Here is a 21,757-nt window from a genome sequence, read left to right as displayed (position 1 = left end):
CCCGCTCGACCGCCGCAAGGCGCATCTGCGACAAACCCCAGTGGCGGGTTTCCGGCCAGCGCTGTAAAACCATCATATGACAGTCACAGATATCGCGAGCAGAACCTATAATCACGGCTGGCGCCTCGATCCGATCGTGCGCAGCCTGCTCGATACCGATTTCTACAAGCTTTTGATGCTGCAGATGATTCGGGAATTCTATCCGAATCAGATGGTGACCTTCTCGGTGATCAACCGCACCAGGCGCGTCCGGCTCGGCGACGTCATCGACGAGGGCGAGCTGCGCGCGCAGCTCGACCATGCCCGCAGCATCCGCTTCTCCAAGAAGGAGCTGATCTGGCTGGCCGGCAACACCTTCTACGGCAAGACCCACATGTTCTCGCCGGAGTTCATCGCCTGGCTCGCCAATTTCCGGCTGCCCGAATATGAGCTGCGCAAGTCGGAAGGCCAGTACGAGCTGCATTTCCACGGGCCGTGGACCCACACCACGATGTGGGAGATCCCGGCGCTTGCGATCGTCAACGAGCTGCGCTCGCGCCAGGCCATGAAGGGCCAGGGCCGGTTCGCGCTCGACGTGCTGTTCGCCCGCGCCAAGGCCAAGCTGTGGGCCAAGGTCGAACGCTTACGCAAGCTGGAGGGCCTGCGGCTGTCGGATTTCGGCACCCGCCGCCGCCACGGCTTCCTGTGGCAGCGCTGGTGCGTCGAGGCGGTCAAGGAAGGATTGGGCTCGTCGTTCACCGGCACGTCGAACGTGCTGCTCGCGATGGACAACGACCTCGAGGCCATCGGCACCAATGCCCATGAGCTGCCGATGGTGGCCGCCGCACTCGCCAAGGACGATGACGAGCTGCGCCTGGCGCCGTACCGCATTCTCGACCAGTGGCGGCAGACCTATGCCGGCAACCTCCTGATCGCATTGCCCGACGCGTTCGGCACCAAGGCGTTCCTGCGCGACGCGCCGGACTGGGTCGCCGACTGGACCGGCTTCCGTCCCGACAGCGCACCGCCGATCCAGGCCGGCGAAGAGATCATCGCCTGGTGGAAATCGAAGGGGCGCGACCCCAGGCAGAAGCTGCTGGTGTTTTCCGACGCCATGGACGTCGAATCGATCGAGCAGATCCATCACCGCTTCTCCGACCGGGTACGGCTGTCGTTCGGCTGGGGTACCAACCTCACCAACGATTTCGTTGGCTGCATGCCGGACGGATCGGCCGATCTCGATCCGATCTCGCTGGTCTGCAAGGTGACCTCCGTCGACGGTCAACCCGCCGTGAAGCTGTCCGACAATCCCGAGAAGGCGACCGGCGACCCCGCAGAGATCGATCGTTACCTCCGCGTGTTCGGCGATGCCGGGCGGGTGCGCACGCCGGTGGTCGTCTGATCAATCGAAAATAAATTCGGCTTTGCGCCAACGAATCATGTTCCTGATTTGTTCGAATTGCGGTAAAAGCAGCGTTCGAACACGCAAATCGGGTGGCAGGAGATCGTTGGCATGCGTCGGGTGATCGGGCGAGTCGGACGGCTGTTGTCTGCAACCATCGTTCTCGTCACCGCCATCCTGACCGCCGCAGCACCTGCCGCGGCGGACAAGCGCGTGGCGCTGGTGATCGGAAACTCCATTCACGAGCGCGCGCCGCTGCTGGACGAGCCGGCCGCCGATGCGCGGCTGCTGGCCGACAGACTCGCTCGCCTCGGCTTCACCTTGAGCGGCGGCGCTGCGCAGATCGACCTCGGCAAAACGGGTTTTGATCGTGCGATCGCAGAGTTCAAGGGGCGGATCGCCGACGCCGATATCGCGCTGATCTACTACGCCGGCTATGGGCTCAATCTGAACGGCACGAACTATCTCGTCCCGGTCGACGCCGCGCCGGCAAAGGCGTCCGACGCCGACACCGAGCTGCGCAGCCTGGAGGCCGTCCTGCGCGAGCTGGACGGATCGCCCCGCCGGCAGAACGTCGTGATCCTGGATGCCTTCCGGTCCAATCCGTTCGAAGCGCGCGGCATCGCCGGTCTCGCGGCGGGGCTCGCACCGATGCAGGTGCCGGCGAGCACATTGCTCGCCTTCGCCGCGCAGCCCGGCAGATCGGGGCAGCACGGCAAGGACAATCACGGCGTCTATGCAACGGCGCTGGCGGACGCGCTGCAGCAGCCCGGACGTCGGCTCATCGAGCCCCTGATCGAGGCAGGGATCGCAACTCGGCGTGCGACCGATCGGGCGCAAAATCCGGTGGTGATGTTTACGCCGATCGATGGCGAGACCGCGCTGAACCAGGCTGCCGAAAAAGCGCCCGGCGCGGCAAGCCCGGCTGCGCGCCAGGCGGCCGCGCCGGCAAGCACGACGCCGGCTCAGACGAAGGAGAGTGCCACCCAGGATGCCCGCACGCCTGGCCTCGTCGTGCTCTATGACGAGGACCCGGCGGAGCCGCAGGGCCGGCGCTATGCCGGCTCGGTGGCCTGGCGGACGGAGACGATCAAGGACGCGCAATCCGGCCAGCCGACAACGGCGATCCGCGCCGACATCGAGGTTCCCGAGCGCAAGATGAAGCTGACCCTCCAACTGCGCCAGAACCGGGATCCGAGCATGCCGGCCAGTCATCTTGCCGAAGTGACCTTCCGCCTCGGACCGGACTTTCCCGGCGGCGGTATCAGCAACCTGCCCGGCATCCTGATGAAGACGGAAGAGAAGGCGCGCGGCACGCCCCTCGCCGGCCTCGCCGTGAAGGTCACCGAAGGCTCGTTCCTGGTCGGGTTCTCCAATGTCGAAGCGGATCGCGAGCGCAACGAACAGCTGCTCCTCGGCCGTCAGTGGTTCGATATTCCACTCGTCTACATGAATCAGCGTCGGGGAATTATCGCGATCGCCAAAGGTCCGAGCGGAGACAAGGCGTTCGCCGATGCATTCGCAGCTTGGTCTCTGCCCGCAACGGGCAAGTCCATCGGAGCGATCAAGTGAGCGGTGCCAGAGAAGGTGTTTTGGAGCGGGCGAAGGGGTTCGAACCCTCGACCCCGACCTTGGCAAGGTCGTGCTCTACCACTGAGCTACACCCGCATCCGTGACGCCTGGGCAGCTTGGCCGCCAGCGACGGGCAGACCTATGCCAAATGCTGCGGACGAATGCAACAGGTCTGCGACGTTTGAGATCGAACAATATTTCGTGGTTCCAGATCGAAACGCCGGGCCTTGGCCCCGAATCGGCCGATTCCGATCTGTCGAGCGCGGTGGCCGTGTTCTGCGCTTCAATAGGGAACGACTGGCACCCCTCCTAGCCGCGAACCTCCTGCGCCGCCTCGGCATGATGAAGGGCGACCGTCCGCCGCAGTGATTCCAGCCACCCGCCGAACCAGCCGCGAAGCGTTGCAACCAGCTCGTCACGTGCGCCAGGTTCGCAATCAAAGTTGGCCCACCACTCGACGAAAGTCCGGTCGCCATCGACGATCGGCGTCACCCGTAACGTCGCCTGGAAATCATGGACCGGCAGCGACGCGGGGCCGCAGAATTCATAGGTCTGAAACCGCTCGACGTCGGAGAGCGCCAGCAGACGTTGACGTATGTGCCGGTCCTGGTAGCGCGCATGACGGACCGCCCCCACGGCATCGCCGGATCTGCCGTCCTCGATCTCGCTGAAACCGGCACCGTCGATCCAGATTGGGTAGCTGTTGAAATCGCGAATGTTTTGCCAGATCTCGGCTGCGGATTGCGTGAACACGGTGCTGTAGTAGGCTTTGGGCATGAGAGGTCTCCAGGGGGCGACGTAGACGGCAGGATCGTCGGCTCACGGCGTCCCGGCCACCCGGTCTCCGACAGCCCGAGGCCGTGGGAGCAGATTGAAATTTCCGTAACGACCGCCACTTAAGTGAAGGAAACCGTGTATTGAGGCGCGGCGGCAGCCGGTTCCCGGTTCGCCGTCCATCCAGTTTTTTGGACGAGGATCCCCGTGACCATTGTTGAGCAGGACGGCGGAGCGGCGCCGCAGGTGCCGGATCTGATCAAGGACACCACGACCCAGAGCTTCGTGAAGGACGTCATCGAAGAATCGAAACGTCAGCCGGTCCTGATCGACTTCTGGGCGCCGTGGTGCGGACCGTGCAAGCAATTGACCCCCATCCTGGAAAAGGCCGTCAAGGCGGCCAAGGGCAAGGTCAAGCTGGTCAAGATGAACATCGACGAGCATCCGGCCATTCCCGGCCAGATGGGCATCCAGTCGATCCCGGCCGTGATCGCCTTCGTAGGCGGACGGCCCGCCGATGGCTTCATGGGCGCCGTGCCCGAAAGTCAGGTCAACGCCTTCATCGAGAAGCTGACAAAGGGCGTCCCGGGCGCTGGCGAGCCCGACATCGCCGAGATCATCAAGGAAGCCGAGGCGGTGCTGGCCGAAGGCGATCCCGCCGGCGCGGCGCAGATCTATGCCGAGGTGCTGTCGATCGATGCCGGCAACATCCCCGCCCTCGCCGGCCTCGCCAGATGCTACGTCGAAGCCGGTGCGATCGACCAGGCCCGCGAGACGCTGGCGCAGGTCCCGGAAGCCAAGCGCAACGATTCGGCCGTCTCGGCGGTGCAGGCCGCGATCGATCTCGCCGAGCAGGCGCAGTCGTTGGGACCGATCGGGGATCTCGAGCAGAAGGTCGCCGCTGATCCGCTCGACCATCAGGCGCGTTTCGAGCTGGCAACGGCGCTGAACGCCGCCGGCAAGCGGAAGGAAGCCACCGACCAGTTGCTCGAGATCGTCAAGCGCGACCGCAAATGGAACGAGGACGGCGCGCGAAAGCAGCTCGTGCAGTTCTTCGAGGCCTGGGGCGGCGCCGACGAAGCCACCGTCGAGGGCCGCAAGCGGCTGTCGACGATCCTGTTTTCGTAAACGCAGCTGGGCGGGGCGCATACGCTTTCGCGGACATCAGTCGAGCGGACACGAGGTATCGCATGCCGATCAATGCCGAATATCGCGGTCCTGCCGAGCTGCCGGAGATCATCCCGGTGTTTCCGCTGGCCGGCGCCCTGCTGCTGCCGCGCGGCCAAATGCCGCTGAACATTTTCGAGCCGCGCTACCTCGCGATGGTCGACGACTCGTTTCGCGACGGCCATCGCCTGATCGGCATGATCCAGCCCGACGTCACGCACTCCTCCAGCGAGGACAGGCCGGTCCTGTTCAAGGTCGGCTGCGTCGGCCGGATCACGCAATTGGCCGAATCCGGCGACGGGCGCTACATCCTCGAGCTCACCGGCGTGTCCCGCTTCAAGGTGGTCGAGGAAATGACGGTGCTGACGTCGTACCGTCAGTGCAAGGTCGACTACTTCCCGTTCATCGACGACTTCACGGCCCGCAAGGGCGAAAGCGCGGTCGACCGCGACGCCCTCCTGGCGGTCCTCACCGATTTCCTCAAGGCCAACAATCTCAAGGTCGACTGGGCCGGCATCGAGGCGGCGCCGAACGAGGCGCTGGTCAACGCGCTGGCCATGATGTCGCCATATGGGCCGGCGGAGAAGCAGGCCATGCTCGAGGCGCCGGACCTGAAGACCCGTGCCGAAATCCTGGTCGCGGTCACCGAGATGGATCTCGCCAAGAAGCGGACCTCGGGCGATCCGCCGCTGCAATGATCATTCGGCGGCGGCGATGCGCGGCGCCGGCGGCATGGCCGTGAGACGCATGAGGGCGATGGTCGCGACGATCACGCCCACATACACCATGAGCTGCATGGCCGTCGGCTGGTCCGTGTAGCCGATCAGCGCCTTCAGCGTCCGGCCGGCGACACCACGCTCCGGCAGAACCGCGCTGGAATCCCACAGCACCTGATCGAACGTGGTCAGCCAGTTGGCGCGGGCCAGGAAGAACACCGCCTGGGCGGCCATACCGGCCGACAGCAGCGTGATCAGCACCGTGGTCGTCCTGAACAGGGCGCGCGGCGGGATGCGCATCAGCCCGAAATAGGTCGCAAGGCATACCGTGACCCCGAGCAGCAGGCCGATGAAGCCGCCGCCGAGCAGCGCCCGGCCTCCGCCATCGCCCGCAGCCGCCACACCGTAGAGGAACAACGCCACTTCGCTGCCTTCGCGCAGGACCGCAATCGCGATCACCGTCGCCAGCGCAACCAGCGGCCGCGCCCCTTCGGCCACGGCCTGCCCCATCGTCCGCAGCTCACTGGCCATCTCGCGACCGTGCCGCGCCATCCAGACGTTGTGCCAGGTCAGCATGACCACGGCCGTCGTCAGAATGGCCGCGTTGAACAACTCCTGCCCCATGCCTTCGAACAGCTGCGTCAACGAGCCTGCGAAGGCGGCGACGACGCATGCCCCGGCGAGGCCCGCGAACAGGCCGGCGCCGATCCATCGCAGCCGATGCGGCACGGCGCTGGTGACGGCCAGCACGATGCCGACGATCAGGCCAGCCTCAAACACCTCACGAAAGACGATGATCAGCGCGGCGAGCATTTGACGATGACCTATTGAACGTTGATGAAGCCGCGGGCCTTTTCATTGAAGTCGTTGTAGAACTCGTAGCGTCCCGACTTCATGGCGCGGACATTGAGGACGGCCTCGCTGTTGGCCGCAACCACCTTCTCGATCTTCAGCGTCTCGCTCTCGAACTCCATCGCCTTGGCGTCCATGTTCTTGACGCGGATCGTCAGCGGCGAGTCGGCGGGCACGGTCGGCTCCTTGGGCTCGAACTGCCCGTTCGCGTAAGTGAGGCAGATCTCGTTCGGCCCCGCGGCGTGCACCTGCGCCGCCATCAGCAGCATGCCGGCGCTTCCCACCACCATCAACTTCCGCACCATGTCGACAAACATCGATCAGCCCTCTCGTATCCAGACAATGCAAATCGGAGAACCGGTACGCATCCGCATTGACATCGACGCCGAGGCACCTGTTCGCGACAACGGAACGTTAAGCGCTCCGCCGCCGGGTCTGCAAAGAGACTCCTTCTAAGCTTGAACCATTCTAGGCGAATGTGTCGCGGCAGTGGCGAGCACTTGGCGCCCGCCGGCCCAGCGGCTTCCTTTGGTTACGAAATTCGTCCGCCCGACACATCCTTGCCGTGCATTGCTGTTTGCGAGCGAAGCGTGGCGGTTTGATCCTCGCCCCAAGGCGGACATGAAGCAAAGACTTGGCAAAGAAAGAACTGGCAAAGAAAGAGCTGGCAAAGAAAGATTGGCAAAGACCGGCAAGCAAAGACGTTGCAGACCCGGCGCCTCAATAGCCCGCCGCGGCCAGCACGACGACGCCGGCGAGCATGACCCAGCCGAAGTGACGCGCCCGCGTCGCCAGTGCGTTGGCGCATGCGGCAAAGGCGAACACGACGATCACCGTGATCACGGTCCAATGTCGCGCCGGCTCGGAGCCCATCCACGGGGCTGCGATCAGCAGCACGCCGCAACCGATCCATGCCACCGTGCCGGCCTGCCAGACCAGCCGCAGCAGCGTGCGCAACCGTTCCGGCGAAATGGTGGCGCGCGCGAATACGACGGTTTCGCCGAGGACGCCGTGGATCAGAGCGACGGTGATCGCGACCAGCCCCGCAGCCAGCAACAACATGTCACGCATGTGAATCTCCATACAGTTGTGTATGGATCATGCGTCCGGCGCTGGCGCTCGTCAATACACTTATGTATGGTGTTGGTGGCGGTGACGACATGAACGAGCAGCTCGCGGCGAAGGACTGGCTGGACCTGGGTCTCGAGGTGCTGGCCAGCAAAGGCTTCACGGCGCTCAAGGCCGAGCCGCTGGCCAAGGCGATGGGCGTGTCGCGCGGCAGCTTCTACTGGCACTTCGCCGACGTCGCGGCGTACCACGCAGAGCTCCTGAAGCATTGGCGCGAGATCGCCGCCGAGCAGATCATCACCGGGGTGGAGGCGAGCGCCGGCCCGGAGCCGGCGATCGCCGTGCTGCTCCGGCGCACCTTCACGATCCGGCTGACCCTGGAGCGGGCGGTGCGCAGCTGGGCCGCCTCCGACCCGGCCGCCCGCCAGGCCGTCCAGGCCATCGACAAGCGGCGGCTCGGCTACGTCGCGAGCCAGCTCACGGCCGAGGGTCTGCTGCCAGATATCGCGCAGGCCCGCGCGCAGGTGCTGTACTGGGCCTTTCTCGGCCACGCGCTTGCGGAGCGGCCACTGCCGGCCGAACGGCAGCAGGCGGTGATCGACGAACTGATCCGGTTCGCGCTGCACAAGCCTTGAGTGAGGACAGCGGCGCAGCCGATGTGCTAGAGAGCGCCCGCCGGAGATCCTTGCCATGAACGCCCCGCTCGAACGTCCCGCCAATTCCGTCGATCCCAAGCTGCTCGAAATCCTGGTGTGCCCGATGACCAAGGGACCGCTGGAGTATGACGCGGCGAAGCAGGAGCTGGTCTCGCGCGCGGCGAAGCTCGCCTACCCGATCCGGGACGGCATCCCGATCATGCTGCCCGAGGAAGCCCGGAAGATCGACTGAGCCATGCGGTTCGTCGTCATCCGTTGCGCGCTGATCCTGGCCTTGGCCGTCCTCGCGCCGACGGCCTTCGCCGACGAGAGCGCCGTGCGCATTGGCGCGCTCGACGCCGTGCTGACGACGCCGGCGGGCGTCGAGCGGCCGCCCGTCGCCCTGCTGATCGCCGGCTCCGGATCGACCGACCGGGACGGCAACGGGCCGCAGCTCAAGCCTGCGACGTTGAAGAAGCTCGCCGAGCAACTGGCGGCGCGGGGCATCGCGAGCCTCCGCTATGACAAGCGCGGCGCGCGCGGCTGGAAGGCGGAGTTCGGCAGGCCGGAGGATTTCCGCTTCAAGGACTATGTCGACGATGCCGCTTCGCTGGTCGACTTCCTGCGCGGCAAGTTCGCCCGCATCGTTCTCGTCGGCCATAGCGAAGGCGGCCTGGTCGCGATCCTGACTGCGCGCCGCACCCCGGTCGACCGCCTGGTGCTGCTCACAGCGTCGGCGCGGCGGCAGGGCGACCTGTTGAAGGCGCAGCTGGAGAAGAAGCTGCCGGCCACGAAGATGGAGCCGGTTGCGAAGGCGATCGACGCCATCATGGCCGGACAGGTCGTCGATCCCCCGCCGCCCGAGCTGCCGGTCGCGCCGAGCATGCAGCCCAGCATCGGCTCCGCATTTAACGAGGATCCGATCGATCCGCTGAAGCAGCTCACGATGCCGATCCTGATCGTCGGCGGCGCCCGCGACCACCAGATCGCACGCCTCGACATGGTTGCGCTCGCCGCTGCCGCGCCCGCCGCCAAGACGCTGTGGCTGCCGGACATGAACCACGTGCTGGTCGACGTCTCCAGCGAGGACGAGAATATCGCCTCCTACAACGACCCGGACCGCCCGCTCGATCCCGACATGATCGAGGCGGTCGCGGGCTTCATCACCGCAGCAGGTCCGCGCTGAGCGCTTTGTTCGACCATGATCTCTTCGGAAAATCAGTTCTCACTTTCCGGATCCTGCTCTAAAGCGCCTCGCCCTTCAGCAGCCGCGGCATCTCTCCCGTGAGACCGGCAGCCTGCCTGATGAACAGCTCCTTCAAGGGCGGCGCGCGATCGACGATCCCGAGCCCGATGTCGCGCACGGTGCGCAGCAAGGTCGACTTGTTGGAGAACAGGAAATTCAGCGAGTTGGTGGCCAGGCCCATCGCCATCGTGTCGAACCGCCGCCAGCGCTGGTAGCTTTCCAAGACGTCCACCTGCCCCGGATCGATTCCCATCCGTGCGGCATCGACCACGACCTCCGCCAGCGCGGCGACGTCCTTCAGCCCCATGTTGAGGCCCTGGCCTGCGATCGGATGGATCACATGGGCGGCGTCGCCGACCAGCGCCAGCCTGGGCGCGATGAACGAGCGGGCGACGAAATAGGACAGCGGAAACGCGCGCGGCTGATCCAGCACGGTCAGTTCGCCGAGATGCAGACCGGCGCGCTTCTCCAGCTCGGCATGGAATTCGGCGGCGCTCAGCGCCACCAGACGCTTCGCCTCGGCGCGCCGCTCGGTCCACACCAGCGAGGAGCGCTTGCCGGTGAGCGGCAGCATCGCGAACGGTCCGGGGGGAAGAAAATGCTCCTCGGCGCGGCCGCCATGATCGCGCTCATGACCGATGGTCACGACGATGCCGGACTGGTCGTAGTCCCAGCCGTGAGTCTGAATGCCGGCGCGTTCGCGCAGCCTGGAGCGAGCGCCATCCGCCGCCACCAGCAGGCTGGCCTCGAGTTGGCTGCCGTCGCCCAGCGTCACCGCGACGCCGTCGCCGCGCGTCGTAAAGCCGGTCACAGGTGTTGCCTTGAGCTCGACGCCCGCGGCCTCGGCATGCCGGACCAGCGCATCGATCAGCAGCCGGTTCTCGACCATGTGCGCGAACGGCTCGCCGGCCTCGACCTGGCCGGCGAAGGTCAGGAACGCCGGACGCGTCGCGTCCTCGAGCTTGGAATCGGTGATGACCATGTCGAGGATCGGCTGCGCCTCGGGCGCAACATCGGCCCAGACGCCGATCGCGTCGAACAGCTTGCGGCAGGCCGCGACGATGGCGCTGGCGCGCGGATCGCGGCTCGGCCGGTTGGCGAGCGCCGGATCGGCCACGATCACCGGGACGTCGCCGCCGAGCCCCTGCCGGAGCGCGAGTGCCAGGGCAAGGCCGGCAAACGCCCCGCCACAAATGACAATGCTTCGCTGTGTCGTCATGGCACTCTGCTCACGGTTACTCTTGCGGGTGGAGTATAGCTAGGCGAAACAGGGGGGAGAACCAAGGGCTGCCACCCCCGAGGCCGTCAATTCCGGATGCCTGATCCCGCCCGAACGGGGCCGGCGGCCGAGCCAGCGAAAGCGCCACGCCATGTCCAAGGGACTGATCGACCTGATCTCGATCCTCGATCTCGAGCCGCTCGAGGTGAACCTGTTCCGCGGCAACAGCCCGAAGACGAGCTGGCAGCGCGTGTTCGGCGGCCAGGTGATCGGCCAGGCGATGATGGCGGCCTGCCGCACCGTCGAGGGCCGGCTGCCGCATTCGCTGCATTGCTATTTCATCCTGCCGGGCGATCCGCAGGTGCCGATCATCTACGAGGTCGAGCGGCTGCGCGACGGCAAGAGCTACGCGACGCGGCGCGTGACCGCGATCCAGCATGGCAACGCCATCTTCTCGATCATGGTCTCGTTCCACAGCGACGAAGAGAGCGCGTTCAACCACCAGGACAAGATGCCGGACGTGCCGCCGCCGGAGAAGCTGACGGCCGAGGAGATCTCCAAGCAGCCGATGTTCCAGGAGATATTCCAGCGGATGCCGGACTTCATCCGCCGCTACTACGAATCCGACCGTCCGATCGAGTTGCGGCCGGTCGAGCTCAGCCGCTATTTCGGTGAGAGGATCGAGGACGGCCGCATTCACGTCTGGATCAAGACGGCGGCCAAGCTGCCCGACGATCCGGCGCTCCACATGTGCGCGCTGGCCTATGCGTCGGACTTCTCGCTGCTCGACGCGGTGATGGCGCGCTATGGCCGCACGCTGTTCGACAAGCGGATGATGCCGGCGTCGCTCGACCACGCGATGTGGTTTCACCGACCGTTCCGTGCCGACGAATGGCTGCTCTATGCGCAGGATTCGCCGAGCGCGCAGGGCGGCCGCGGGCTGACCCGCGGCTCGATCTTCACGACGGACGGCACGCTCGTCGCCTCCGTCGCCCAGGAAGGTTCGATCCGCGAGCGCCGGTCGTAACAGCCTCACATGGGCTGTGCGGTGCGCGGCACGACGGCGAATTGCGACACGTACCAGGCGCTGTACCAGCGCAGCAGCCACGGGATCGGAATGATCACGGAGCAGCCGAGCACGAAAACCAGGGTGCGCCACAGCACCTGCAGCCCCGCGCCGTTGAACACGACCTCGCGCCGCGTGCCCTGGATGTTGCGGCAGACCCAGCGCATCCAGGCGGTCAGCACCCAGGCCCAGCCGATGATGGTGAAGCCCGACACGATCACCAGCAGGTACCAGCCGGCATAGACGATGGGGCTGCCTTCGAAATGGATCGGCAAACGCTCGCCGTTGGCGGCGATGTTGCTCAGGAGCCAGCGCAACACCATCCAGCCGAGGAACGCCGGGGCGACCAGCGAGATGAGGTTGAGGACCGGCCGATCGCTGAGGCCGACATAGGCCAGCACGCCCATTGCGATGAAGACGTACCAGATGTCGAGCGGCTGGCCGGTGAAGGTGAGGTTGGGCCGGCCGGGCACCCGCAGCCGCTCGATCACGTAGCGGTAGAGGTAGACCGCCGTCCACGGTGTGATGACGACCAGGAACTGGCCGACCACGTACAACAGCGTCCAGCCGAAATAGGGGAAAGTGTCCAGCTTGGCCGACAGCGCACCGGCCGACGCGCCGCCGCCATCGAAGGCGGGCGGACCACCTGGCAAGCTGGCCGACACGCCCGACATCAGTCCGGGGATGCGTCCGGCCTTCTCCCAGCCCGCCATGCCGTCGCTCCACAGCAGCGTCTCCGCCGTCACGACGCCGCTTGCGATCAGGTCGCGCAGCTCGTCCTCGGCTATGGGGCCCTGTTGCTGACCTTGCGCTGCGTAATACCAGGAACGATTCGACATAGTGGGTCCTTGAATGGGGAAGGCGGTGAAACGTCTTCCATCTGTCGGGCGATGTCGTCTTGCGTTCAGTGATATCGGTCACTCCTTGACGTTTTCGCTTAACGCTGCGCTCATTTTGTGCCATTTGCCTAGGAACAGGCCACAACGGCCGTCCGACGCCTGCCTCAGAAACAGGCTGCCCAGACCCTGAGGAACCCAAGGCCCGACCATGAAGCTCGTCGTCGCGATCATCAAACCCTTCAAGCTCGACGAGGTGCGCCAGGCCCTCACTGCGATCGGCGTCCACGGCATGACCGTCACCGAGGTCAAGGGCTATGGCCGCCAGAAGGGCCACACCGAGATCTATCGCGGCGCCGAATACGTCGTGAACTTCCTGCCCAAGCTGCGCATCGAGATCGCGGTCAATTCCGACATCGCGGAGAAAGCGGTCGAGGTGATCACGACGCATGCGCGCACCGGCCAGATCGGCGACGGCAAGATCTTCGTCACGCCGATCGATCATGCCCGCCGCATCCGCACCGGCGAGACCGACAGCGACGCTCTCTAACCACTTCGCGCAGCCACAACGGCTGCACGCCCGCCGCAACGGCGCGGCGGAGCGAGAATTCTCAACCTGATCTGACATGCCGGGGGGACTGTCATGGGGACCTGCGCGTCTCGTTGCCTGCGCGCGTCTGCAGCTTTGGCTGCAGCGGGCGCGATTGCGTTCGCCACACCCGCACTTGCCGCAGCGCCGTCGACGATCGAGCCGGCCGACACCGCCTGGATGATCGTCGCCACCGCGCTGGTGCTGATGATGACGATCCCGGGGCTGGCGCTGTTCTACTCGGGCATGGTGCGCAAGAAGAACGTGCTGGCGACGATGGCGCAGAGCCTCGCGGCGGTGATGCTGATCTCGATCCTATGGGTCGCGTTCGGCTACTCGCTCGCTTTCGTCGGCGACGGCACCTGGATCGGCTCGCTCGACCGCGCCTTCCTCGCCGGCATGGGCATGGACAGCGTCCATCCCGGCGCCAAGACCATCCCGGAAGCGCTGTTCATGCTGTACCAGATGACGTTCGCGATCATCACGGTGGCGCTGGTGGCGGGCTCGGTGGCCGACCGCATGCGCTTCTCGGCGTACCTGCTGTTCGGCATCGCCTGGTTCATCTTCGTCTACGTGCCGCTGGCGCATTGGATCTGGGGCGGCGGCTTCCTGGCTCAGGCTGGCGTGGTCGACTTCGCCGGCGGCCTGGTCGTGCATCTCTCCGCTGGTACGGGCGGGCTGGTCGCGGCGCTGGTGATGGGACGCCGCCAGGGCTATGGCAGCGAAAACCTCTCGCCGTTCGACCTGTCGCTCGCCGTGGTCGGCACCGGCCTGCTCTGGGTCGGCTGGTTCGGCTTCAACGGCGGCTCGGCCCTCGGCGCCAATGCGCACGCGGTAATGGCGATCCTGACCACCCATCTCGCGGCCTGCGCCGGCGCCATCACCTGGGGCGCGCTGGAATGGTCGACCCGCCGCAAGCCGTCGGTGCTCGGCATGATCTCGGGCGCCGTCGCCGGGCTCGGCACCATCACGCCGGCCTCCGGCTTCGTCGCGCCCTGGCATGGGCTGGTGATCGGCGCGCTGGCCGGTATCATCTGCTACTGGGCCTGCACCTCGCTGAAGCACCGCTTCAACTACGACGATTCGCTCGACGTGTTCGGCGTCCACGGCGTCGGCGGCCTCACCGGAACCCTGCTGGCCGGCGTGTTCGCGACCGCCGCGATCGGCGGCACGTCCGGGCTGATCGAAGGCAATCCGAAGCAGCTCGTGGCCCAGCTCTATGGCGTCGCCGTCACCCTGGTATGGTCGGGCGGCGTCACCTGGGGGCTCCTGAAGCTGGTCAGCGCCTTCGTGCCGCTGCGGGTGTCGCGGGAGCACGAGCTCGAGGGGCTCGACATCTCCCAGCATGGCGAGGCGCTGCAATAGCTGCAGGATTTGGCGCCAATTGATCCGTTCTCAGTCGGCGGAATCTGCCCGCCGAGTGAGCAGCATTGTGTCTGGGGCCCGACATGCGCAAGTTTTGCGCATGTTTGCCCATTCCTTAGGCGCGACCGAATAGCGCAGGTTCGAACATCCCCCCTCCAGGCTGAAAAGCCCCGCGTTCACCGCTCGTTAGCCGTTCCGAGCCGTCTGGCACGGCATTTGATTCTATGGGCCCCGGCTGGCCCGCGTCGTGAAGATTTCTCCGCGTGGTGAACCTCAGTCGACAGGAAGCGCTCGGTAACGTCCGTACCGGGCCCAAGCGGGGATTGGACCCATGAAAATTGTTATGGCGATCATTAAGCCATTCAAGCTCGAAGAAGTCCGAGACGCCCTGACCGCCATCGGCGTTCATGGTCTCACGGTGACCGAAGTGAAGGGATACGGCCGCCAGAAAGGCCATACGGAAATCTACCGCGGCGCCGAATATGCGGTGAGCTTCCTGCCCAAGATCAAGATCGAGGTCGCGATCCCGTCCGACCAGGTCGACAAGACCATCGATGCCATCTCTTCGGCCGCCAAGACCGGCCAGATCGGCGACGGCAAGATCTTCGTCATCAGCCTCGACCACGCCGTGCGCATCCGCACCGGCGAAGCTGACGCTGCGGCTCTCTGATTTCGCGCTCAAACCAGAACACTTACGGAGTAGAATAAAATGACGTTCAAACGTCCAACCAGCGCGGGATGGGTTACGCTCGCAATTGCCGGGCTCTGCGTTGCAGGCTTCGCCGATATGGCGTTCGCCGAGGATGCACCTGCCGCCGCAGCCGCAGCCGCCCCCGTGCCCAACAAGGGCGACGTCGCCTGGATGCTGATCTCCAGCGCCCTCGTCCTGATGATGTCCATCCCCGGCCTTGCGCTGTTCTATGGCGGCCTCGTCCGCACCAAGAACATGGCCTCGGTCCTGACCCAGGTGTTCGCGATCGTCGCCATGGTCGGCGTGATCTGGACGCTCTACGGCTACTCGATGGCCTTCACCGACGGCGGCAGCATGACCTCGTGGGTCGGCGGCTTCTCCAAGGCCTTCCTGCACGGCGTCGACGCCAACTCGACCGTTCCGACCTTCTCGAACGGCGTGGTGATCCCGGAGCTGGCCTACTTCGTGTTCCAGATGACCTTCGCGATGATCACCCCGGCCCTGATCGTCGGCGCCTTCGCCGAACGCATCAAGTTCTCGGCGGTGATGCTGTTCATCCTGCTCTGGGTGACCTTCATCTACTTCCCGATCGCGCACTGGGTCTGGTACATCGCAGCTCCCGATGACGTCGCGGCCGCTGCCAAGGCTCTCGCTGCTGCCACCGATGCTGCCGCCAAGACCGCTGCCCAGACCAAGCTCGACGAAGTCACCGGCGCTGTCGGCTGGCTCGCCGGTGCTGGCGCCCTCGACTTCGCGGGCGGCACCGTGGTGCACATCAACGCCGGCATCGCGGGCCTCGTCGGCGCCGTGCTGATCGGCAAGCGCACCGGCTACGGCAAGGAGCTGATGGCTCCGCACTCGCTGACCATGACCATGATCGGCGCCGCGCTGCTGTGGGTCGGCTGGTTCGGCTTCAACGCCGGCTCCAACCTGGAATCGAACGGCGTCACCGCGCTGGCCTTCGTCAACACCATGGTCGCCACCGCCGGTGCGGCGCTGTCCTGGCTGCTCTGCGAATGGGCCGTCAAGGGCAAGCCCTCGCTGCTCGGCATCTGCTCGGGTGCGGTTGCCGGTCTGGTCGCCGTCACCCCGGCCTCCGGCTATGCCGGCCCGATCGGCGCGCTGGTGCTCGGCCTGATCGTCTCGCCGGTCTGCCTGTTCTTCGTCTCCACCGTGAAGAATGCGCTCGGCTATGACGACGCGCTCGACGTGTTCGGCGTGCACTGCATCGGCGGCATCATCGGCGCGCTGGCCACCGGCATCCTGGTCAACCCCGCGCTCGGTGGCGTCGGCATCACCGACTACACCAACATCACCGGCAACAACGCCGGCACCTACGACTTCGCCACGCAGATGCTGGCGCAGATCAAGGCTGTCCTCGCCACGCTGGCGTGGTCGGGTATCGGCTCGGCGATCCTCTACAAGGTCGTCGACGTGATCATCGGCCTGCGTCCGACCGTCGAGCAGGAGCGCGAAGGTCTCGACATCACCGACCACGGCGAGCGCGCCTACAATTACTGAGTTCTCCCGGGGCTTGGTCGTAAGCGACCAGGCCCGCAACTTCGGTTCGGGCAAATACCCGGCAATGCCCTGACCGTTGAGGGGCTCCAGCGCAAGCTGGGGCCCCTTTCTTTTTGGGCCGCCTGAAAGGGCCGAGCGACCACCAAACAACCGGTGTCGTCCCTGCGAACGCAGGGACCCATACCGCGTGATCTTTGTAAGATGCAGGCGGCGAGTTCCGCGCAAAACTACTAACCCCTGTGGTTATGGGTCCCTGCGTTCGCAGGGACGACACCGGAGGTTGGCGTTGGCAGCGTTGCCTCCGAGAAAGAATTGCGAGAAAGAATTGAATGCGTGCGCCCTCATCCTCGCGACACGATGCGCCCGAGCTGTGCTGAATTCGTCGCCCCCCAAATCATGAGGGCGCAGGGAAGGCCGGGCGCTGGCCGCGCCCGTGGCCCGCCAGCGGAAGAAAATGCTGGCGGCAGGTACCACAGGTCTGGCCGAATACGCCCGGCCTCCCCTGCGCAACGGTTTTAACGGCTGCTTCGCGTTCTCCCTGGTGCGCCGGGCTTGTTGGCCACCATCACGAGCAGGACGCACTGGGGCATCACCACCCGCTTGATATCAGCATCGGGATATCAGGACCGCGCGACTTGACCGTTCGTGCGTCGCCGTTCGTCCGCGCAGACTGATCCACGCTGCAGCAACACACGCCCATCGCATCCCACTGCCAACGATCCGTGACGGTCGCGAAACGCCCCTCATGCGGCAGCAGGGACGCGCGGAAATGTGCAGCTGATTTGCCCGACGACACAAGCCCGAATGCTGCGACAAACTAACACGACGGGCCATTGGCGCATGATGGGACTGCGGAAACTGCCCGTCGGGCAACAGCACCAGCTTTGATCCAGGACAAGAGCGCCAGCAGGTCGAACGGATTGCAATCTACGAACACTGTTCGGTCATCTGCGTTCATTCTAGCCATTGGAACCTGACAAGTGCTACGATGCGTCGCGGCCGCCGCGCGGCCGAGATCGGTGGATCAGATGAAGCATCGCCGTCTGTACATGGCCGTCGCCTCCGCCATTTGGCTCGCCGCCGCGACGCCGCATGCGGCCAAGGCCCAGGCGACGTCGACGGAGTCCTTGGCAGCCGCGAGAGAGTTGGTGTCGGCCATGCACATGAATGACCAGGCGACAGCCCTGTTGCCGATCATTCTGAAGAACCTGAGACCGACGATCGTCCAGGGACGCGCCGAGGTCGCTCTGCAATATGACGCTTTGATCCCGAAATTCACCCAGGCCTTCCAGGGCAGGGTTGCCGAATTCTCGGATGCGATCGCTGTGGTCTACGCCAGAAACTTCTCGGCGGACGACCTCAGGACCATGGCTGAGTTCTACAGGACTTCGACAGGTCAAAGGGTCCTGCAGAAGCTGCCGTCCGTCACCCAGGAGTCGAGCATCGCCGGACAGAGATTCGGTCAGGCGCTCGGCGAAGAGATCAGGAAGCAGATGGTCGAGGAGCTGAGGAAGAAAGGTCTGGATCTCTGATCCGAGATCCCGATCGTCATGCAGCGGCGCGCCCTGCGGCACGACGGGCGCATGACAGGCCTGTGGTCCGTCCCGCCTCGCCATCCCGCGGAAGCCGAACCGAGACGTCCACGGTCATGCCCCTCGTGACGGGGCATGACGCCGAATGGCAAGTTCAACCTTGCTCCCGCCGATGGGCCGGCGACGACAACGCAAGTCGATGCTCAGCTCATGCGCCTTCGAACTTGAACGAGACGTTGAGCTTGGCTCGATAGGCTTCCACCTTCCCCTTCGCGTCGAGCTGCATATCGAGCTGGACCACCTCTGCGACGCGCAGGTCCCGAAGTGTCTTCGCCGCCTGCTCGACGGCATTGGTGGCCGCCCTTTCCCAGGATTCGCTGCTGGTGCCGATCAGCTCGATGACTTTGTAGACGCTGTCAGACATGTCGGTCTCCTGTTCGGTATGGAGCAGGAAGCAGGTGCTCCCTGCCACAACCAAGCGTAGCATCACCGTGTCGATGCCGAAAGCAGCGGCTGAGACGCGGAGAGGACGGGCGGCGATGCGTCCGCACGGTCCGCTCACCGAACCGACCGGTTCTGCCAAGCCTGACATTGCTGGAGGAGTTTGCCGGACTTGTGAGAATGCGGGCAGTCCGGACCATGGTCTCTCCAGCCGAGATCCCGGAGACACATGAGCGCCGGATTCACCGGCCAGCGCGGATCACGACATCCCGCATCGGACGTCGGCCGGTGCGGGGCCCTTGGTCGCGACCATCCGCGCCCCTACACCCCGCCCAGCTTGCAGATGTGCTTCCATTCCTCCGGCGTCACCGGCTGCACCGAGAGCCGCGACTGCTTGACCAGAGCCATCTCGGCCAGCTTCGGATCGACCTTGATGGCGGCGAGCGTCACCGGCGTCTTGAACGGCTTGTGCGCCTTGATGTCGACGCAGACGAACTTGCCGGTCTTGTCGGTGGGATCGGGATAGGCTTCCTTGATGATCTCGGCGATGCCGACGATCTCCTTGCCCTCGTTGGAATGGTAGTAGAAGGCGAGCTCGCCCTTCTTCATCGCAACGAGATTCTGCCGCGCCGTGTAGTTGCGCACGCCGGTCCAGGCCTCGCCCTTGGACCCCTTCGCCACCTGCTGGTCCCACGACCATACCGAGGGTTCGGATTTCACCAGCCAGTAGCTCATGGACTCAAGCTTCCTTCGCGAGGCCTCGGATGTCGTCCGAGGACCTTCCTTCATTTCGACCGGCGGATGAAAGAAGACGGGGATGGCCGGGTCAAGCCCGACCGTCACGAATCCTGTTATGACCGGCGCGCTACTCTTCGAGATACCGGTCGAAGAACCTGGCGATGTCGGTAAAGGCCTCCCTGGTCTCCGGCGCAGCGATGTTGAACTGATATTGCGCGTGCGACTGGCCCTCATAGACGTTGAGGTCGGCGATCACGCCGGCGCGACGCAGCTTGCGATGCGTCCGCACGGTGTTGCTCAGGAACAGGTCGCGCGTACCGGTGGTCAGGATGGTGGGCGGAAAGCCCTTGAAGTCGCCATAGATCGGCGAGATCTGCGGATCCTTGAGGCTGGTGCCGTTGGCATAGAGCTTGGCGGCGCGGCCGAGCCAGCCGTCCCAGGTCACCAGCACGTTGTCGAGCCACTCATTGCCGGCATAGCTGTCGCCGATCTTGTCGATGTCGGCCCATGGCGTGCCCGGCGCGATCGCGGCCGGCCGCGGCAGCTTCTCGGTTTTCGCGCGCAGCACCATCGCAAGCGTCATCGCGCCGCCGGTCGAGGTGCCGAAGATCGCCATGCGGCGATGATCGTTGGTCTTGACCAGCTCCTTCCACACCGCCATCGCATCGTCCATCGCGGCCGGATACGGGAAGTCCGGCGGCATGCGGTAGTCGACCGAGATCACTTTGAAGCCGCCGAAGCCCGCCATCATGATCGCCTCGCCCAACGCCGCCTCGCCGGGCCCGAACACGTAGCCGCCGCCATGGACGTGCACCAGCAGCCGGCGCCGGTTGTCCGGCGGCATCTTGTTCGGCGTGACGACGAAGCAGTGCACGCCGGCGATCTTCGTCTCCTCGACCTTGACGCCGAGCTTCTCCTTCATCGCGGGGATGCCGGCGATGGCGAGCTTGGCGCGGCGCTCGATCAGCTCCTTCCATTCGGCCGGCGTCTTCGGATCGGCGTTGAAATGCGGCGGATAGGGCGCGCCGATCATCGCCTGCATCTCGGGGCTGACCTCGTCGGAGGGGTTGCCGATCGACTTGACCGGCGCGACCCGCTTGCCGTTCTCGGCATTGGCTGCGGCTTCGCTCTTGGCGAGGTCGTCATACGTGGCCGCGGTCTGGGCATAGGCGGTGGCGGTGACGGCCAGCCACGCAAGGCTCGCCGACAGCAGGGCAAGGTGCGATCTGCGCATGGGTTTCCTCGATGGGATTCGTTTCTTGATTGACCGGAAGCCGCCGGATCGCCTGCAGGCTATTACAACCTGCCGGTGCCGTGAAGGCCGCCTACTCCTCGGCCTTGAACGGCCGCATCATCAGCGTCTCGATCGCGGCGTCGATGGTCAGCGCGCCCGACAGGATCGCGGCGACGGCCTGCGCCACCGGCATCTCGACGCCGCGGGACGTCGCGAGCTCGACCAGCACCGGCGCGGTGTATTGCCCTTCGGCGAGCTTGCCGGCCGGGAGCGGCTCGCCGCGGCCGAGCGCGAGGCCGGCGGCGAAGTTGCGCGACTGTGGGCCGGCGCAGGACAGGATCAGGTCGCCGAGTCCGGACAGGCCGGTCAGGGTCTCGCCACGGGCGCCAAAGGCGCGGCCGAGCCGCACGAGTTCGGCAAAGCCGCGCGTCGTCAGTGCGGCGAGCGCCGAGGCGCCGAGATTGCGGCCGGCGACGATGCCGGCGGCGATCGCCAGCACGTTCTTGGCGGCTCCGCCGATTTCGACACCGCGCACGTCGGTCGAGTGATAGGGCCGGAAGGTCGCTGAGCCCAGCGCCTGCACCAGCGCAGCGGCGAGTGCCTCGTCGGGCGCGGCGAGCGTCACCGCCGTGGGCAGACCACGCGCGACGTCGTCGGCGAAGCTCGGGCCGGACAGGATCGCCGCCCGGACCTGCGGCGCGGCCTCAGCGATGACCTCGGTCATGAATTTGTGCGTGCCGTGCTCGATGCCCTTGGCGCAGGCGACGAGCGGCGTGCCGTGCGCGAGCAGCGGCGCCAGATGCATGACCGCGCCGCGCAGGTGCTGCGCGGGGACGACGATCAGCATGGCGTCGGCGCCGGCGGCCTGGGCGAGATCTGCGGTGACGGCGATGCTGTCGGCCAGCGGAATGCCGGGCAGGCGCGGATTTTCGCGCGCGGCTGCAATCCGCGCCGCGTGGTCGGCATCGCGCGCGTAAAGCGTGACGTCACGGCCAGCGCGCGCAGCCACAGCGGCGAGCGCGGTGCCCCACGCACCGGCGCCGATGATGGCGATCGTCTGGAAGTGGGACATTCGCCACTCGCTCAGCTGCGCTCCCTCCCCCCTTGCGGGGGA

At 65.7% G+C, this 21,757-nt stretch carries 22 protein-coding genes, 1 tRNA gene and 1 pseudogene; 13 read left to right on the top strand and 11 right to left on the bottom strand.

Annotated features, from left to right (window positions below):
- Window positions 1-76: 76 nt before the first annotated feature.
- Window positions 77-1,381 (top strand): nicotinate phosphoribosyltransferase, encoded by a 1,305-nt coding sequence (gene pncB, locus S58_RS01650; RefSeq protein WP_015663484.1) that lies wholly within the window; start codon window positions 77-79, stop codon window positions 1,379-1,381.
- A gap of 111 nt (window positions 1,382-1,492) precedes the next feature.
- A complete protein-coding gene (locus tag S58_RS01645; RefSeq protein WP_015663483.1) occupies window positions 1,493-2,953 on the top strand; it encodes a caspase family protein in 1,461 nt (486 codons plus the stop codon).
- 21 nt (window positions 2,954-2,974) lie between these two features.
- Here S58_RS01645 and S58_RS01640 read toward each other — a convergent pair.
- Both S58_RS01640 and S58_RS01635 read right to left on the bottom strand, forming a co-directional pair.
- Window positions 2,975-3,049, bottom strand: a tRNA-Gly gene (locus tag S58_RS01640).
- A 213-nt stretch (window positions 3,050-3,262) separates the two neighbouring features.
- On the bottom strand, window positions 3,263-3,730 hold the full coding sequence (locus S58_RS01635) for an SRPBCC family protein (protein WP_015663482.1): 468 nt from the start codon (window positions 3,728-3,730) through the stop codon (window positions 3,263-3,265).
- 204 nt (window positions 3,731-3,934) lie between these two features.
- On the opposite strand from S58_RS01635, the gene trxA reads away from it, so the two are divergent.
- Window positions 3,935-4,855, top strand: coding sequence for a thioredoxin (gene trxA, locus S58_RS01630; protein ID WP_015663481.1), 921 nt, complete (start codon window positions 3,935-3,937; stop codon window positions 4,853-4,855).
- Between the two features lie 62 nt (window positions 4,856-4,917).
- Window positions 4,918-5,592 (top strand): LON peptidase substrate-binding domain-containing protein, encoded by a 675-nt coding sequence (locus tag S58_RS01625; RefSeq protein ID WP_015663480.1) that lies wholly within the window; start codon window positions 4,918-4,920, stop codon window positions 5,590-5,592.
- Here S58_RS01625 and S58_RS01620 read toward each other — a convergent pair whose 3' ends face one another.
- The 3 genes from S58_RS01620 to S58_RS01610 all read right to left on the bottom strand — a co-directional run bounded on the left by S58_RS01620 (window position 5,593) and on the right by S58_RS01610 (window position 7,533).
- Window positions 5,593-6,423 (bottom strand): FTR1 family iron permease, encoded by an 831-nt coding sequence (locus S58_RS01620; RefSeq protein WP_015663479.1) that lies wholly within the window; start codon window positions 6,421-6,423, stop codon window positions 5,593-5,595. It abuts the gene before it with no gap.
- Between the two features lie 11 nt (window positions 6,424-6,434).
- Window positions 6,435-6,767, bottom strand: a complete 333-nt coding sequence (locus S58_RS01615) for a cupredoxin domain-containing protein (protein ID WP_244440688.1) — start codon at window positions 6,765-6,767, stop codon at window positions 6,435-6,437.
- Window positions 6,768-7,182: 415 nt separating this feature from the next.
- The gene (locus S58_RS01610) at window positions 7,183-7,533 is read right to left on the bottom strand and encodes a hypothetical protein (protein ID WP_015663476.1); all 351 of its coding nucleotides are present in this window, start codon (window positions 7,531-7,533) and stop codon (window positions 7,183-7,185) included.
- 89 nt (window positions 7,534-7,622) lie between these two features.
- Between S58_RS01610 and S58_RS01605 the strand changes: the two genes are divergently transcribed.
- From S58_RS01605 to S58_RS01595, 3 genes are read left to right on the top strand one after another with little or no spacing between them, the layout of a single operon-like run.
- Entirely contained in the window at window positions 7,623-8,165 is a 543-nt protein-coding gene (locus S58_RS01605) for a TetR/AcrR family transcriptional regulator (protein ID WP_015663475.1), read from the top strand.
- 55 nt (window positions 8,166-8,220) lie between these two features.
- The gene (locus S58_RS01600; protein ID WP_015663474.1) at window positions 8,221-8,418 is read left to right on the top strand and encodes a Trm112 family protein; all 198 of its coding nucleotides are present in this window, start codon (window positions 8,221-8,223) and stop codon (window positions 8,416-8,418) included.
- A gap of 3 nt (window positions 8,419-8,421) precedes the next feature.
- Window positions 8,422-9,351: an alpha/beta hydrolase gene (locus S58_RS01595; protein WP_015663473.1), complete on the top strand. Its 930-nt coding sequence runs from the start codon at window positions 8,422-8,424 to the stop codon at window positions 9,349-9,351.
- A gap of 58 nt (window positions 9,352-9,409) precedes the next feature.
- On the opposite strand, the pseudogene S58_RS01590 reads toward S58_RS01595, so the two are convergent.
- Window positions 9,410-10,633: pseudogene (locus tag S58_RS01590) on the bottom strand (ubiquinone biosynthesis hydroxylase); the annotation flags it as partial.
- A 148-nt stretch (window positions 10,634-10,781) separates the two neighbouring features.
- On the opposite strand from S58_RS01590, the gene tesB reads away from it, so the two are divergent.
- Window positions 10,782-11,657: an acyl-CoA thioesterase II gene (tesB, locus tag S58_RS01585; protein WP_015663471.1), complete on the top strand. Its 876-nt coding sequence runs from the start codon at window positions 10,782-10,784 to the stop codon at window positions 11,655-11,657.
- 5 nt (window positions 11,658-11,662) lie between these two features.
- Here the strand turns inward: tesB and S58_RS01580 are convergent, their stop codons facing one another.
- Window positions 11,663-12,535 (bottom strand): DUF4339 domain-containing protein, encoded by an 873-nt coding sequence (locus S58_RS01580; protein WP_015663470.1) that lies wholly within the window; start codon window positions 12,533-12,535, stop codon window positions 11,663-11,665.
- Window positions 12,536-12,743: 208 nt separating this feature from the next.
- Here S58_RS01580 and S58_RS01575 point away from each other — a divergent pair, with 208 nt between their 5' ends.
- The 5 genes from S58_RS01575 (at window position 12,744) to S58_RS01555 (ending at window position 18,230) form a co-directional block, all read left to right on the top strand.
- On the top strand, window positions 12,744-13,082 hold the full coding sequence (locus tag S58_RS01575; RefSeq protein WP_015663469.1) for a P-II family nitrogen regulator: 339 nt from the start codon (window positions 12,744-12,746) through the stop codon (window positions 13,080-13,082).
- Window positions 13,083-13,175: 93 nt separating this feature from the next.
- Window positions 13,176-14,486: an ammonium transporter gene (locus tag S58_RS01570; RefSeq protein ID WP_015663468.1), complete on the top strand. Its 1,311-nt coding sequence runs from the start codon at window positions 13,176-13,178 to the stop codon at window positions 14,484-14,486.
- A gap of 331 nt (window positions 14,487-14,817) precedes the next feature.
- The gene (locus S58_RS01565) at window positions 14,818-15,156 is read left to right on the top strand and encodes a P-II family nitrogen regulator (RefSeq protein ID WP_006611147.1); all 339 of its coding nucleotides are present in this window, start codon (window positions 14,818-14,820) and stop codon (window positions 15,154-15,156) included.
- Between the two features lie 39 nt (window positions 15,157-15,195).
- A complete protein-coding gene (locus S58_RS01560; protein WP_015663466.1) occupies window positions 15,196-16,698 on the top strand; it encodes an ammonium transporter in 1,503 nt (500 codons plus the stop codon).
- A gap of 1,028 nt (window positions 16,699-17,726) precedes the next feature.
- Window positions 17,727-18,230 (top strand): DUF2059 domain-containing protein, encoded by a 504-nt coding sequence (locus tag S58_RS01555; protein ID WP_015663465.1) that lies wholly within the window; start codon window positions 17,727-17,729, stop codon window positions 18,228-18,230.
- A 208-nt stretch (window positions 18,231-18,438) separates the two neighbouring features.
- On the opposite strand, the gene S58_RS01550 is transcribed toward S58_RS01555, so the two are convergent.
- From S58_RS01550 to S58_RS01535, 4 genes are all read right to left on the bottom strand, one after another.
- Complete coding sequence (locus S58_RS01550) at window positions 18,439-18,654, bottom strand: dodecin family protein (protein ID WP_042340486.1); 216 nt, start codon at window positions 18,652-18,654, stop codon at window positions 18,439-18,441.
- A 338-nt stretch (window positions 18,655-18,992) separates the two neighbouring features.
- Window positions 18,993-19,406 carry an EVE domain-containing protein gene (locus S58_RS01545; protein WP_015663463.1) on the bottom strand — a complete coding sequence of 138 codons (414 nt, stop codon included), beginning with the start codon at window positions 19,404-19,406 and terminating at the stop codon, window positions 18,993-18,995.
- A gap of 130 nt (window positions 19,407-19,536) precedes the next feature.
- Window positions 19,537-20,643, bottom strand: coding sequence for an alpha/beta hydrolase (locus S58_RS01540; protein ID WP_015663462.1), 1,107 nt, complete (start codon window positions 20,641-20,643; stop codon window positions 19,537-19,539).
- A 91-nt stretch (window positions 20,644-20,734) separates the two neighbouring features.
- Window positions 20,735-21,715, bottom strand: coding sequence for an NAD(P)H-dependent glycerol-3-phosphate dehydrogenase (locus tag S58_RS01535; RefSeq protein ID WP_015663461.1), 981 nt, complete (start codon window positions 21,713-21,715; stop codon window positions 20,735-20,737).
- Window positions 21,716-21,757: the final 42 nt, after the last annotated feature.

The sequence above is a fragment of the Bradyrhizobium oligotrophicum S58 genome (genome assembly GCF_000344805.1).
In the GTDB taxonomy this organism is placed as follows: Bacteria; Pseudomonadota; Alphaproteobacteria; order Rhizobiales; family Xanthobacteraceae; genus Bradyrhizobium; species Bradyrhizobium oligotrophicum.
The sequence above is the reverse complement of the archived record's forward strand: the minus strand, read 5'-3'. Positions and strand labels throughout refer to the sequence as shown.

Coding starts and splice junctions, on each gene's coding strand:
- S58_RS01620 (WP_015663479.1), bottom strand. CDS start 6,423: ATGCTCGCCGCGCTGATCATCGTCTTTCGTGAGGTGTTTGAGGCTGGC.
- S58_RS01625 (WP_015663480.1), top strand. CDS start 4,918: ATGCCGATCAATGCCGAATATCGCGGTCCTGCCGAGCTGCCGGAGATC.
- S58_RS01605 (WP_015663475.1), top strand. CDS start 7,623: ATGAACGAGCAGCTCGCGGCGAAGGACTGGCTGGACCTGGGTCTCGAG.
- S58_RS01535 (WP_015663461.1), bottom strand. CDS start 21,715: ATGTCCCACTTCCAGACGATCGCCATCATCGGCGCCGGTGCGTGGGGC.
- S58_RS01575 (WP_015663469.1), top strand. CDS start 12,744: ATGAAGCTCGTCGTCGCGATCATCAAACCCTTCAAGCTCGACGAGGTG.
- S58_RS01610 (WP_015663476.1), bottom strand. CDS start 7,533: ATGCGTGACATGTTGTTGCTGGCTGCGGGGCTGGTCGCGATCACCGTC.
- S58_RS01580 (WP_015663470.1), bottom strand. CDS start 12,535: ATGTCGAATCGTTCCTGGTATTACGCAGCGCAAGGTCAGCAACAGGGC.
- S58_RS01645 (WP_015663483.1), top strand. CDS start 1,493: ATGCGTCGGGTGATCGGGCGAGTCGGACGGCTGTTGTCTGCAACCATC.
- S58_RS01555 (WP_015663465.1), top strand. CDS start 17,727: ATGAAGCATCGCCGTCTGTACATGGCCGTCGCCTCCGCCATTTGGCTC.
- S58_RS01635 (WP_015663482.1), bottom strand. CDS start 3,730: ATGCCCAAAGCCTACTACAGCACCGTGTTCACGCAATCCGCAGCCGAG.
- S58_RS01565 (WP_006611147.1), top strand. CDS start 14,818: ATGAAAATTGTTATGGCGATCATTAAGCCATTCAAGCTCGAAGAAGTC.
- S58_RS01550 (WP_042340486.1), bottom strand. CDS start 18,654: ATGTCTGACAGCGTCTACAAAGTCATCGAGCTGATCGGCACCAGCAGC.
- S58_RS01570 (WP_015663468.1), top strand. CDS start 13,176: ATGGGGACCTGCGCGTCTCGTTGCCTGCGCGCGTCTGCAGCTTTGGCT.
- S58_RS01540 (WP_015663462.1), bottom strand. CDS start 20,643: ATGCGCAGATCGCACCTTGCCCTGCTGTCGGCGAGCCTTGCGTGGCTG.
- S58_RS01615 (WP_244440688.1), bottom strand. CDS start 6,767: ATGGTGCGGAAGTTGATGGTGGTGGGAAGCGCCGGCATGCTGCTGATG.
- S58_RS01560 (WP_015663466.1), top strand. CDS start 15,196: ATGACGTTCAAACGTCCAACCAGCGCGGGATGGGTTACGCTCGCAATT.
- S58_RS01600 (WP_015663474.1), top strand. CDS start 8,221: ATGAACGCCCCGCTCGAACGTCCCGCCAATTCCGTCGATCCCAAGCTG.
- pncB (WP_015663484.1), top strand. CDS start 77: ATGACAGTCACAGATATCGCGAGCAGAACCTATAATCACGGCTGGCGC.
- S58_RS01595 (WP_015663473.1), top strand. CDS start 8,422: ATGCGGTTCGTCGTCATCCGTTGCGCGCTGATCCTGGCCTTGGCCGTC.
- S58_RS01545 (WP_015663463.1), bottom strand. CDS start 19,406: ATGAGCTACTGGCTGGTGAAATCCGAACCCTCGGTATGGTCGTGGGAC.
- tesB (WP_015663471.1), top strand. CDS start 10,782: ATGTCCAAGGGACTGATCGACCTGATCTCGATCCTCGATCTCGAGCCG.